General features: G+C 68.1%; 9 protein-coding genes and 2 tRNA genes. 3 read left to right on the forward strand and 8 right to left on the reverse strand.

What is annotated here, in order from left to right; translation table 11 throughout:
- Positions 1-411: 411 nt before the first annotated feature.
- The 7 genes from AB0H64_RS15170 to AB0H64_RS15200 all read right to left on the reverse strand — a co-directional run bounded on the left by AB0H64_RS15170 (position 412) and on the right by AB0H64_RS15200 (position 10,072).
- On the reverse strand, positions 412-2,976 hold the full coding sequence (locus AB0H64_RS15170; protein WP_357624085.1) for a valine--tRNA ligase: 2,565 nt from the start codon (positions 2,974-2,976) through the stop codon (positions 412-414).
- A gap of 89 nt (positions 2,977-3,065) precedes the next feature.
- Positions 3,066-4,349, reverse strand: coding sequence for an ATP-dependent Clp protease ATP-binding subunit ClpX (clpX, locus tag AB0H64_RS15175; protein WP_357624087.1), 1,284 nt, complete (start codon positions 4,347-4,349; stop codon positions 3,066-3,068).
- A 174-nt stretch (positions 4,350-4,523) separates the two neighbouring features.
- Complete coding sequence (locus AB0H64_RS15180) at positions 4,524-5,147, reverse strand: ATP-dependent Clp protease proteolytic subunit (RefSeq protein ID WP_310712297.1); 624 nt, start codon at positions 5,145-5,147, stop codon at positions 4,524-4,526.
- 11 nt (positions 5,148-5,158) lie between these two features.
- A complete protein-coding gene (locus tag AB0H64_RS15185; RefSeq protein ID WP_310712296.1) occupies positions 5,159-5,791 on the reverse strand; it encodes an ATP-dependent Clp protease proteolytic subunit in 633 nt (210 codons plus the stop codon).
- Positions 5,792-5,902: 111 nt separating this feature from the next.
- Positions 5,903-7,468 (reverse strand): Na+/H+ antiporter, encoded by a 1,566-nt coding sequence (locus tag AB0H64_RS15190; protein ID WP_357624089.1) that lies wholly within the window; start codon positions 7,466-7,468, stop codon positions 5,903-5,905.
- 135 nt (positions 7,469-7,603) lie between these two features.
- The gene (tig, locus tag AB0H64_RS15195; RefSeq protein ID WP_357624091.1) at positions 7,604-9,037 is read right to left on the reverse strand and encodes a trigger factor; all 1,434 of its coding nucleotides are present in this window, start codon (positions 9,035-9,037) and stop codon (positions 7,604-7,606) included.
- A gap of 168 nt (positions 9,038-9,205) precedes the next feature.
- Complete coding sequence (locus tag AB0H64_RS15200; RefSeq protein ID WP_357624093.1) at positions 9,206-10,072, reverse strand: helix-turn-helix transcriptional regulator; 867 nt, start codon at positions 10,070-10,072, stop codon at positions 9,206-9,208.
- A 246-nt stretch (positions 10,073-10,318) separates the two neighbouring features.
- Here AB0H64_RS15200 and AB0H64_RS15205 point away from each other — a divergent pair, with 246 nt between their 5' ends.
- Both AB0H64_RS15205 and AB0H64_RS15210 read left to right on the forward strand, forming a co-directional pair.
- Positions 10,319-10,780: an ATP-binding protein gene (locus tag AB0H64_RS15205; protein WP_357624094.1), complete on the forward strand. Its 462-nt coding sequence runs from the start codon at positions 10,319-10,321 to the stop codon at positions 10,778-10,780.
- Positions 10,781-11,715: 935 nt separating this feature from the next.
- Complete coding sequence (locus AB0H64_RS15210) at positions 11,716-12,165, forward strand: hypothetical protein (protein WP_357624096.1); 450 nt, start codon at positions 11,716-11,718, stop codon at positions 12,163-12,165.
- Between the two features lie 270 nt (positions 12,166-12,435).
- Here the strand turns inward: AB0H64_RS15210 and AB0H64_RS15215 are convergent.
- Positions 12,436-12,509, reverse strand: a tRNA-Gly gene (locus tag AB0H64_RS15215).
- An 89-nt stretch (positions 12,510-12,598) separates the two neighbouring features.
- On the opposite strand from AB0H64_RS15215, the gene AB0H64_RS15220 reads away from it, so the two are divergent.
- Positions 12,599-12,675, forward strand: a tRNA-Pro gene (locus AB0H64_RS15220).
- The last annotated feature ends 76 nt before the right edge of the window (positions 12,676-12,751 follow it).

Genomic DNA, 12,751 nt, shown 5'->3' on the forward strand with positions numbered 1-12,751 from the left:
ACTCTCCAAAAAAGGTCTGAACCTAACTGAAAAAGGAATCCGTCACCGAAATGACGGGGTTGTGCATCATGCACTGGCTTTTAACACACTGTTGAGTTCTCAAGAAACGGACGCGTACTCCCCAGAACTGCGAGAGGCTTACATTCCGTCTGTCGGAATTCTATCAGATTCGCGTGGTTCTTGTCAAACCGCCCGATCCGGTAGATACCGGGTTTGCCTCGCTTCGAGGCAACCCTGCTAACTTACCCGAACTTTCAGCCTTTGTCCAACACGAGGTGAACGCAGCTAGAAGTTTGGCTCAGCTAGAGGGAGATCCGGGCCAACTGGCCCCGCACGGAAAACTCTACCAGTCCGCGCGGGGTCCCAAGACCCAACTTTGTAAGAAGAGAGCCTTCCCCGTGCCGGGAGGTCTCAAACGCCCAGGCCGGCGAGTTGTGCCTCAAGGCGCGCGATGTCGGCCTGAGCCTGCTCAGCTCGTCCCCTGACCTTGGCCACCACGTCATCGGGGGCCTTGGCCATGAACTGCTCGTTGCCCAGCTTGGCCGCCACCTGCGCGGCCTCCTTGCGAGCGACGGCCAGGTCCTTCTCCAGCCGCTTCCGCTCCGCGGCCACGTCGATGGCTCCCGCCGTGTCGATCTCGACGGTCACCTCGCCCACGGCGAGCCGCGCGGTGGCGGAGAACCCGTCACCCGGCTCGGTCAGCCGCAGGAGGGAGCGGATCGCCACCTCCTGCCCCCCGAGAGTCGTGCCGGCCAGCCCGAGCCGGGCGGCGACCTTCTGCCCCGGCTTCAGCCCCTGGTCGGAACGGAACCTGCGAACCTCGGTCACCAGCTCCTGCAGCGCGACGATCTCCTTCTCGGCGCCGGCGTCGACGTAGGCCGACTCCACCACCGGCCAGGGGGCCACCACGATGGACTCGCCACCCGTGACGGCCCGCCACAGCTCCTCGGTGACGAACGGCACCAGCGGATGCAGCAGCCGCAGCAGCGCGTCGAAGACGTGCCCGAGCACGAGCCTGGTGTGCTCCAGCCCCTCACCGAGCTGGATCTTGGCCAGCTCCAGGTACCAGTCGCAGACCTCGTCCCAAGCGAAGTGGTAGAGCAGGTCGGACACCTTGGCGAACTCGAACTCCTCGAAGGCCGCGTCGGCCGTCGAGATGACGCTCTGCAGGCGCGACAGGATCCAGCGGTCGGCCGCCGTCAGGTCGAGCCCGTCCAGGGAGCCGGTCGTCGCGCCGTTCATGAGCGCGAAGCGCGTGGCGTTCCAGATCTTGTTGCAGAAGTTGCGGGAGCCGGCCGCCCACTCCTCGCTGACCGCGACGTCGGCGCCGGGGTTGGCGCCGCGCAGGAGCGTGAAGCGGGTCGCGTCGGCGCCGAAGCGCTCGATCCAGTCGAGCGGGTCGACGACGTTGCCGAACGACTTGGACATCTTCTTGCCGTACTGGTCACGGACCATGCCGTGCAGGGCCACGACGCGGAACGGCGGCTCGCCGTCCATCGCGTACAGCCCGAACATCATCATCCGGGCCACCCAGAAGAACAGGATGTCGTAACCGGTCACCAGCACCGAGGTCGGATAGAAGCGCGCCAGCTCAGGCGTCGCCTCCGGCCAGCCGAGGGTCGAGAACGGCCACAGGCCCGAGGAGAACCACGTGTCCAGCACGTCGGCGTCCTGGGTGTAACCCTCCGGCGGAGTCTCGTCCGGTCCGACGCACACGACCTCGCCGTCCGGGCCGTACCAGACCGGGATGCGGTGGCCCCACCACAACTGGCGGGAGATGCACCAGTCGTGCATGTCGTCGACCCAGTCGAAGTAGCGCTTGGCCAGCTCCGGCGGGTGGATGCGGGTACGGCCGTCGCGCACGGCGTCGCCCGCGGCCTTGGCCAGCGGGGCGACGTTGACGAACCACTGCAGGGACAGCCGCGGCTCGACCACGGTCTTGCAGCGCGAGCAGTGGCCGACCGAGTGCAGGTACGGCCGCTTCTCCGCGACGATCAGGCCCTCGGCCCGCAGCGCGGCGACCACGGCCGGGCGCGCCTCGAACCGGTCGAGCCCCTCGAACGGTCCGTGGGCCGTGATGACGCCGCGCTCGTCCATGACCGTCAGCGACGGCAGGGAGTGGCGGCGGCCGATCTCGAAGTCGTTGGGGTCGTGGGCGGGGGTGACCTTGACCGCGCCGGTGCCGAACTCGGGGTCGACGTGCTCGTCGGCGACGATCGGGATCATCCGCCCGGTCAGCGGCACCTGCACCATGGTGCCGATGAGGTGCGCGTAGCGCTCGTCGGAAGGGTGGACGGCCACCGCGGTGTCGCCGAGCATCGTCTCGGCGCGGGTGGTGGCGACGACGATCTCGTCGGAGTAGCGGATGGAGACGAGCTCGCCCTCGTCCTCGCTGTGCTCGACCTCGATGTCGGACAGCGCGGTCAGGCAGCGCGGGCACCAGTTGATGATGCGCTCGGCGCGGTAGATGAGCCCGTCGTCGAAGAGCCGCTTGAAGATGGTGTGGACGGCCCGGGACAGCCCCTCGTCCATGGTGAAGCGCTCGCGTGCCCAGTCGACGCCGTCGCCGAGCTTGCGCATCTGGCCGAGGATCCGGCCGCCGGACTCCTCCTTCCACTCCCAGACGCGCTCCACGAATGCCTCGCGGCCGAGGTCGTGGCGGGACAGGCCCTGCTTGGCCAGCTCGCGCTCCACGACGTTCTGGGTGGCGATGCCGGCGTGGTCCATGCCGGGCAGCCAGAGCGCCTCGCGCCCCTGCATGCGGGCGCGGCGGGTGAGCGTGTCCTGGATGGAGTGGTCGAGGGCGTGACCGATGTGCAGGACGCCCGTCACGTTGGGCGGCGGGAGGACGATGCTGAACGGCGCGCGAGAGCTGCCGGCTTCGGCGTGGAAGTAGCCTTCGGACACCCATCGCTCGTAGCTGCGGGTCTCGACGTCGGCCGGGGTGTACTGGGTAGGCAGCTCTGGCGTTGTCACAGTGCCCCATTCTAGGGAGGCGGGAAAGCGATACGCCCCACGGTTTGCACCATGGGGCGTACGCGGGGACGAAGGCTCCGGCCTGCGGGTCAGGCCGACTTCTCGCGCGGCGTGCGCTGCTGCTTGGCGGCGAGCTGGTCACGCGGTACGAGCGTGGGGATGGCGTGCTCCAGCACCGACTCGCGGGTGATGACGACGCGAGCCACGTCCTTGCGGGAGGGCACCTCGTACATCACGGACTGGAGCACCTCCTCCAGGATGGCGCGCAGGCCGCGGGCGCCGGTGCCGCGCAGGATCGCCTGGTCGGCGATGGCCTCCAGCGCGTCGTCGGTGAACTCGAGCTCCACGCCGTCGAGCTCCAGGAGCTTGCGGTACTGCTTGACGAGCGCGTTGCGGGGCTCGGTGAGGATCTGGACGAGCGCCTCGCGGTCGAGGTTGTGCACCGAGGTGATGACCGGCAGCCGGCCGACGAACTCGGGGATCATGCCGAACTTGAGAAGGTCCTCCGGCATCACGTCGGAGAAGATGTCGATGGTGTCGATCTCCTCCTTGGAGCGGATGACGGCGTTGAAGCCGATGCCCTTCTTGCCGACCCGCGACTCGATGATCTTCTCCAGGCCGGCGAACGCCCCGCCGCAGATGAACAGCACGTTGGTGGTGTCGATCTGGATGAACTCCTGGTGCGGGTGCTTGCGGCCGCCCTGCGGCGGCACCGACGCGGTGGTGCCTTCCAGGATCTTCAGCAGCGCCTGCTGGACGCCCTCGCCGGAGACGTCACGGGTGATCGACGGGTTTTCGCTCTTGCGGGCGATCTTGTCGACCTCGTCGATGTAGATGATGCCCGTCTCGGCCTTCTTGACGTCGTAGTCGGCGGCCTGGATGAGCTTGAGCAGGATGTTCTCGACGTCCTCGCCGACGTAGCCGGCCTCGGTGAGGGCCGTGGCGTCGGCGATGGCGAAGGGCACGTTGAGCATCTTCGCCAGCGTCTGTGCGAGCAGTGTCTTGCCGGAGCCCGTGGGCCCGAGGAGCAGGATGTTGCTCTTGGCCAGCTCCAGGCCGTCGTCTCTGCCCCGGTCACCGGACTGCACCCGCTTGTAGTGGTTGTAGACCGCCACCGAGAGCGCCTTCTTCGCCTTGTCCTGACCGATGACGTAGGCGTCGAGGAACTCGTAGATCTCCCTCGGCTTGGGCAGGTTGTCCCACTTGAGCTCGGAGGACTCGGAGAGCTCCTCCTCGATGATCTCGTTGCAGAGATCGATGCACTCATCGCAGATGTAGACGCCTGGACCGGCAATGAGCTTCTTGACTTGCTTCTGGCTCTTCCCGCAGAAAGAGCACTTCAGCAGGTCTCCCCCGTCGCCGATGCGTGCCACCCCAGATACTCCTTTGCGTGGGACCGCCCTGCTCCGCGATCCGTGTCCTCCGGACCCGGTCCGAACCGCTCAGGTTTCGACGTTACCGTCTTCTGGGCCCTCAGTGAGCCCCCTGGCGGCGAGTCGCACCGGAACGTGCCCTATTGGGCAGCGCTCCGGTGCGTCACATCCTCGTCAGGAAGCAACCGCCTGAGCTCGCTTCTTCCGCGACGGAATGATGTCGTCGATCAGACCATACGCCTTCGCCTCGTCCGCGTTGAGAATTTTGTCGCGTTCGATGTCCTTGCGGACTTCGGCGGAGGACTTTCCGGAGTGCCTCGCCACGATGTCCTCCAGGAGGGATCGCATGCGAAGGATCTCGCGGGCCTGAATCTCGATGTCGCTTCCCTGGCCGCCGCCCTCGGTGGAGGGCTGGTGGATCAGGACCCGGGCGTTGGGCAGCGCGAAGCGCTTGCCCGGGGTGCCGCCGGCCAGCAGCACGGCCGCCGCGGAGGCGGCCTGGCCGAGGCAGACGGTCTGGATCTCCGGCCGGACGAACTGCATCGTGTCGTAGATCGCCGTCATGGCCGTGAAGGAGCCGCCGGGCGAGTTGATGTAGATGCTGATGTCACGGTCGGGATCGAGCGACTCCAGCGTCAGCAGCTGGGCCATGACGTCGTTGGCCGACGCGTCGTCGATCTGCACTCCGAGGAAGATGATGCGGTCCTCGAAGAGCTTGTTGTACGGGTTCATCTCCTTCACGCCGTAGGACGTGCGCTCGACGAACGAGGGGAGGACGTAGCGGCTTTCGATGTTCACTTCAGCTCCCCCTAGGAGACGGGGCCCTGCGAGGGCACTTGCCGAGCGCTGCGAACGACGTGGTCGATGAAGCCGTAGTCCTTGCCCTCGTCGGCCGTGAACCAGCGGTCACGGTCGGAGTCGGCCTCGATCTGCTCCAGCGGCTGCCCGGTGTGGAAGGCGATCCGCTCGGCCAGCGTCTTCTTCACGTAGAGCATCTGCTCGGCCTGGATGGCGATGTCGGCCGCGGTGCCGCCGATGCCGCCCGACGGCTGGTGCATCATGATGCGGGCGTGCGGCAGGCCGAAGCGCTTGCCCTTGGTGCCCGCGGAGAGCAGGAACTGCCCCATCGAGGCTGCCATGCCCATCACGACCGTGGAGACGTCGTTCGGGACGTACTCCATCATGTCGTAAATCGCCATTCCGGCGCTGACGGAGCCGCCGGGCGAGTTGATGTAGAGGGTGATGTCGCGGTCGGGGTCGTCCGCGGCGAGCAGGAGCAGCTCCGCGCAGATCCGGTTGGCGATCTCATCGTTGACCTCCTGACCGAGCACGATGATGCGCTCGCGCAGCAGGCGCTGGTAAAGCTGGTCCTCAAGCCGGAAGGACGAGCCGTTCTCACGGCCTCGCGACTCAGGCTGATAGAAGGTCGGCGGGCTGGTCACAGCGTCACCTTCCGATGCGTCGTAATCGATTGGCTTTGCTTGTGACCTTAACGCGCGCCGCCCACAGGTCATGCCCGCTCCACGGACTGTTCGCTGACGGCGCAGGTTGGGTCAGGCCCCTCCGGAGACCCTGCGGCGCTCCTCGACGTCCAGCTCGTGGTCAAGCTTGCGCATGGTGTCGGCACCGATGACGCCCTTGCGGTAAAGGTGTCGCAACTTGTCGCGCTGGGCCCTGATGAGCTCCCGCCGGAGCCCTCCGTGGTGCGATTCGGTGGCTGCATCGGCGTCCGCGCCGTCCCCGTCACCGTCGAGGTCTCCGAGGACCTCGCGGACCCGGTCGAGGCGGAGCTCGAACAGCTGCCGGAACACCTCGGCGGTCCGGTCGTCCACCTCGTCATCGGCGGCCAGCTCGTCCAGGCGGGCCAGCGCGGCCTCCAGGATCGCCTCCCTGGCCGTGGCGTCCTCCTGGACCTCCTCCTGGGCCTCTCCCACGCCCAGCCTGCGCAGCACGGGGGCGAGCGTCGTGGCCTGCACTCCCAGGGTGACCAGCACGACGCAGGCGGCCAGGAAGATGAGCAGGGCGCGGTTCGGGGCGTCGAGCGGGATGGACAGGGCGATGGCCAGTGTGATGGCGCCGCGCATCCCGGCCCAGCCGAGGACCAGCCGCTGACGCCGTTCGATCGGCCTCCCCAGCCGTACGGGGGCGAGCACCAGCGCCGTCCAGACGAGGCGGAGCACGATCACGACAGCCACCGCGACGAGGGCGGTGAGGGCGAGCTGGGTCCAGGGCAGGTCGCGCACCTCGTGGAACACGTCCATGATCTGCACGCCCAGCAGGACGAACAGTGTGGACTCCAGCAGGTGGGACAGCACTCGCCAGAACACCTGGCCGCTCAGCCGCGAGGCCGGCTGGAGCACTCCCTGGGGGCTGATGCCGAGCAGGAAGCCGGTGACGATGGTGGCGAGGACGCCGGACACCTCGAAGTGCTCGGCCGGCAGGTACGCGATGAACGGGGTCAGCAGCGACAGCACGATCTGGCTGCCGGGGTCGTGGAACACGCGGCGCACCTTGCCGATGACCCAGGCGACCGCCAGGCCGTACAGGATGCCGCCGCAGACGACGCGCAGCAGCTCGATGACGCCGTCGGCGACGGTGACCTCGCCGCTGAGGCCGGAGAGGGCCAGGCCGAACAGGGTGAGCGCCACGCCGTCGTTGAGCAGGCTCTCGCCTTCCAGGATCGTCACGAGGCGCCTGGGGGCGCCGACGCGCTGCAGCACCGAGGTGGCGGCGACGGGGTCGGTGGGTGCGATCGCCGCGCCGAGCGCGAGCGCGGCGGCCCACGGCAGCCCGGGTACGGCGAAGCCGACGGCGACCATGACGCACAGAGCCGTGGCGGAGGTCAGGCCGACGGCGAGGATGGTGATGGGGAGCGCGTCCTGGCGGCTCTCGCGGGGCGCGGTCAGGAATGCCGCCCGGTAGATCAGGGGCGGCAGGAAGACGTTGAGGACCACCTCCGGCTGCACATGCAGCCCGCGCAGCGCCGGCAGGAAGCCGACCACGGCGCCGAACGGCACCAGCAGGATCGGTCCCGGCACATTCAGGCGCTTGGAAAGCACGCCCGGAACGAGGAGCGCGACGCCGAAGGCCAGGATCGCGAGGAAGGGGTGGTCGCCCATGAACCCCCTTCTGCCCAAGAAAAGGACGAAGCCCCCAAATCATAGGATTTGGGGGCTTCGGCGCGTGCGTGGACGCTCGCCGCTCGGGCCCTGGGCTCGTGCGGCGGCCGCGCTCCGGATTCGCGCCCGGGGGCCTTACGCCTCCGGCTTGTCCTCAGCCTTGCCGGCGGTGTCGCCCGCCTGGTCGGCGGCCTCGGCGCCCTCGTCGCTCTCGTCCTCGGCGGACTCCTCGACGAGCTCCTCACCGTTGATCTCGGTGTAGATGGCCTTGAGGTCGACCTCGTTGCCCTCGCTGTCGACGACCTTGGCGGCGTCGCCGACCACGGCCTTGGCCTTGTCGCGGACGATCTCGACCATGGCCAGCGTGAGCTGGTCGTTGTCGGCCAGGTGCTGGGCGAGCTGGTTGGGCTGGACGCCCATCTCCATGGCGCGGCGGACCACGAAGTTGGTCAGCTCCTGCTCGCTGACGCCCAGCTCCTCGGCCTTGACGATCTTGTCGAGCACGAAGCCGACCTTGATCGCCTTGCGGGAGCTGGTCTCGAACTCGGCGAAGCGCTCCTCCTCGGTCGTCTGGTAGAGACGGAAGAAGGCGTCGCGGCTCAGGCCGCTCTCGGCGATCTGGTGCTCGAGGTTGTGCTTGCGCGCGTCGAGCTCGGCCTTGAGGGCGCTGTCGGGGATCGGGATGTCGATCTTGTCCAGCAGCGTGTCGAGGGCCTTGTCGCGGGCCTGGACGACCTGGTCGATCAGCTTGTTGCGGCGGGACTGCTCGCGGATGCTCTGCTTGAGCTCCTCCAGCGTGTCGAACTCGCTGGCGAGCTGCGCGAACTCGTCGTCGAGCTCGGGCAGGACCTTCTCCTTGACCGACTTGACGTTGATGATGACGTCGGCCTGCTCGCCGGCGTTCTCGCCGCCGACGAGCTCGGTGCGGAAGGTCTTCTCCTCGCCCGCGGACATGCCCTCGAGCGCGTCGTCGAGGCCCTGGAGCACCGAGCCGGCGCCGACCTCGTAGGAGACCTCGCTGGCCTGCTGCTCCTCGATGTTCTTGCCGTCGATCTCGGCCCGCAGGTCCATGACGACGAAGTCGCCGGAGGTGGCGGGGCGCTCGACGCCCGTCAGCGTGGCGAAGCGCTGGCGCAGCGCGTCGAGCTGCGCGTCGATGTCGGCGTCGGTCACCTCGGCGGAGTCGACGGCGACCTCGACGTCCTTGTACTCGGGGACGTCGAAGTTGGGCCGGATGTCGACCTCGGCGGTGAACTCGATCTGCTCACCGTCGTCGATCTTCGTGACCTCGATGTCGGGCTGGCTGACCGGGAACACGTCGACCTCGTCGACGGCCTGGCCGTACAGCTTGGGCACCGCGTCGTTGAGGGTCTCCTCCAGCACGACCGCGCGGCCGAAGCGCTGCTCGATGATGCGAGCCGGGACCTTGCCGGGGCGGAACCCGGGGACCCGTACCTGCTGCGCGACCTTCTTGTACGCGGCATCCAGGCTGGGGCGCAGCTCGTCGAACGGCACCTCGACAGTGAGCTTGACCCGAGTCGGGCTGAGCTCCTCGACAGCGGTCTTCACGGGGTGGTCTCCTTGATCATGCTTCGAGTGATCGCGGGCGCGTCCATTCGGTACGGCTCACGCGCCGCGCCCACATGAGCGGCGCTGGGGCATGCTCCGCCACGGCGGGATACGAGCGCCGATGGCCAGTCTAGGGCAGGTGCGCACCCGACAGCGACGCGACGGGCCTCAGAACTCGTCGGCGATGGTCCGCAGCAACGCGGCCGTCTCGTCCGGGGTCGTGCTGACGGCACACAGCCGCTCCATCACCTCGGTGTAGCGGTCGACGTCCTCGCGTTTGTCCAGGTACAGGGCGCTGGCGAGCTGCTCGACGTACACGACGTCCGGCAGCTCGCGGTCGGGAAAGCGCAGGATGCTGAAGGCGCCGCCCTCGGCGCTGTGGCCGCCGAAGCTGAACGGCATGATCTGGATCGTGATGTTGGGCTGGCGCATCAGGTCCGCCAGGTGCTCCAGCTGGGCCCGCATGACCTCGGCGCCGCCGATGGGGCGCCGCAGCGCCGCCTCGTCGATGACCGCCCAGAAGATCGGGCCGTCGGGCCGGTCGAGGAGGCGCTGGCGTTCGAGCCGCAGGTCGACGCGGCGCGCGATCTCGTCGGGGCCGATGCCGGCCGCTCCGGCGGTGACGACCGCGCGGGCGTACTCCTTGGTCTGCAGCAGGCCGGGCACGAACTGCACCTCGTACGTCCTGATCCGCTCCGCGGCCTCCTCCAGGCCGACGTACGCCTGGAACCAGGTGGGCAGGACGTCGTTGAAGCGGTGCCACCAGCCGGGCTCGTTGGCCTTGGTCACCAGGTCCAGGACGGCGGCGCGAGCCTCGGCGTCCGTCACGCCGTACAGGGTGAGCAGGTCGGCGACGTCGCGCTCCTTGAACCCGACGCGGCCCAGCTCCATACGGCTGATCTTGGACTCGGAACCCCTGATCAGGTGGCCCGCCTCCTCGCGGGTGACGCCCTTCGCCTCCCTGAGCCGGCGCAGTTGGGAGCCCAGGAGAATGCGCAGCGCCGTAGGGCCGGAACCCGGCTGGTTCTGCGTCACTCTGCCTCCTATCAAGGTCCGCACACACAGTGACACCACATCGACGGGTATGACAAGGTCCCAACCTGGTGTCCGATTCGGATACCCATCCGAGTAACCGCTCATGCTGCTGCACATTGCACATGCACGTGCATTTGGGTCTTGCAGGCACCCGGATCCGTGACCCATGATGGTCTAGTGCATTTTGGCCAGACATGCACTAAATCGAGGGCAGCAGGAGGTATCGGCGGGATGGTGGAGGATTCCTTGGCCACTGCCGATTGCCTGCAGATTACGCGCGAGGTTGGCTTCGACAGCCTGCTGACGGCCGGCAAGCCGTACACGACCTCGTGCCCGCTCCCCTTCCAGGCCGACTCTGTCAAGACCGCGCGCGACGTCACACGTTCGACGCTGCGGAGCTGGGGGCTGTCGGAGCTGAGCGACGACGCGACGCTGGTGGTGTCGGAGCTGGTGACGAACGCGGTCAGGTACGCGATGTACTCCAGCGCGCCGCAGGGCATCCAGCTGCTGCTGATGAGGGTGGCGCCGCACGTGCTGCTGGCCGTGGCCGACCCGAGCGACGAGGTGCCGACGCCCAAGGAGCCCGACTTCGTCTCGGAGAACGGGCGGGGGCTCTACATCGTGGAGACCTACAGCCAGTGCTGGGGCTGGGACCCGCTGGCCCGCGGCGGCAAGGCCGTCTGGGCGCTCTTCCGCGCCGACTCCTGAGCCTGCCGCCCGACCTTCGAGCCGGGCGCCTTCGCACTGAAGCCCGACGTCCGACAGGTGAAGGCTCTGCCACAATGCGCGGGCATGAGGATCTTGCGCAGCCGGACGACGCTGATCGCCTACGTGCTCGCGCTGGCATCCTGCGCCGCCGGACCATCACCGGTGTCCGCCCCGCCGTCTTCGGCCGGCACGCCGGCGACCGCCGCGTCGCGCGCAGCACCGCTGTCGTCCCCGACGGCCTCCGCGGTTCCGGCACCTGGATGGCAGTCGGTCGAGCCGGACGATGAGCAGCCGGACGGCATCGCTCTGAGCGATGTGGTGGCGACGGGTCCCGACACGGCCTGGGCGGTCGGTCAGTACGCGGAAGCGGAGGACGAGCCTCCCTCCGGGGTCCTGCTGCGCGTGGACGGCTCGCGATGGCGGTCCGAGCAGGGAGTAGAGGGTCGCATCCTCGGCGCGCTCAGCTCGGACTTCAGAGCGGTGGACGCCGACGGGTCCGGCAACGCCTGGGTCGTCGGCAGCGTCGCCTCGGACAGCAGGGATATCGGACGGCTTCCCTTGGCCTTGCGCTGGAACGCCGGGACTGGGACATACACACGCCCTTCGAAGACTCCTGGGACCTGTCCCCGTCCGTCAAAGACCGCAAGGACCGTTGGCTGACCGACCGGCTGACCGACGTCGCCGTGGACGGCCGGCGAGCGGCGCTGATCGGGCTACGCGGCTCGCAGGACGCCGGTGGGATCAGCTCGCCCGTCCTCTTGACGTGGAACGGCAGGCGTTTCGGTAGGCGGGAGTATCAGCGTGGCGGCAGGTTCAACGCCGTGGACTCCGGAGCGGGGCACGTCTGGATCGCGGGCATGTCGTCCGGCGGCCGATGCGCGGACTCGCACCCGGCGATCTGGCACAGCGCGTCCCCCGGTAGCACGCCGACACGGATGAGGCTCCCCTCGCTGGGACGGGGCTCGTTGCGGCGCATCTGGCAGAACAGCCCGTCCGACGTGTGGGCGGTGGGTGAGACCGGTACCGGGCAGGCCTGCGACGAGTACGGGCGGCCGGGCGGGCCGCTGGTCCTGCACTGGGACGGCACCTCCTGGAAGAAGATCGAGACGCCGCGGTGGAAGATGAGTCTGCAGAGCGTCACCGCCTTCGCCGCTGACGATGTGTGGGTGGCCGGTGTCGACCACAGTGAGGACGAACGACCCAGGCAGGTCACGTTGCTGCACTACAACGGGCGACGATGGACCCGCGACCACCACGACGTCGGCGGCGAGATCTGCGGTGGCGGCTTCACGATCACTCGTGTCCCCACCACCTCCCGGCTCCTGCTGGCGGGGAGCGCGGACTGCGGCGACGACACGAGGCACGTCCTCCGCATCCGCCGTTGAAACTCCCCCTCGTTGTCCGCCATGACGGGCACGCAACGGGCATGCTCGACGGAGCGCGGAAGCACCCGACGAGCTGTAGTCGGCCCCCGAACTCGGCGGACCGGGCGCGCGAGAGGCAAGGGCGCTGTTGACGAAGGGGCCCGGGCGAATCTGTTGATCGTCCGGAGCGACAATGATCACGTCGGCACGAGGTGACGAGGAAGATCAGGGGAAGCAGCGGAGATCACGAAGGCCAGGTCACCTCATGGGGCTGACCTGGCCTTTCAGTTTTGGAGCGGACGACGGGAATCGAACCCGCGTAGCTAGTTTGGAAGACTAGGGCTCTACCATTGAGCTACGTCCGCACGAACCGGTCGTGGTCTGGTCTAGACTTCAACCGGTCGTCAGGGCGTAAGCGTACCGGAGTCCCGGAGCGTGTGCGTACCCGGCGCAGCGGGGCGTGGCGCAGCTTGGTAGCGCGCTTGCTTTGGGAGCAAGAAGTCGCAGGTTCAAATCCTGTCGCCCCGACCAGGTCAGAAGGCCCCTCCCGACCGGGAGGGGCCTTCTGAGTGACTAAGTGAGTGACTACCCCGCGCCGGGCGGATGC

The organism is Nonomuraea sp. NPDC050733, from assembly GCF_040654215.1.
Lineage (GTDB): Bacteria > Actinomycetota > Actinomycetes > Streptosporangiales > Streptosporangiaceae > Nonomuraea.

What these genes read in the sequence shown, in the direction of transcription:
- AB0H64_RS15190 (WP_357624089.1), bottom strand. Translation starts at nt 7,468, where the DNA reads ATGGGCGACCACCCCTTCCTCGCGATCCTGGCCTTCGGCGTCGCGCTC.
- AB0H64_RS15210 (WP_357624096.1), top strand. Translation starts at nt 11,716, where the DNA reads ATGAGGCTCCCCTCGCTGGGACGGGGCTCGTTGCGGCGCATCTGGCAG.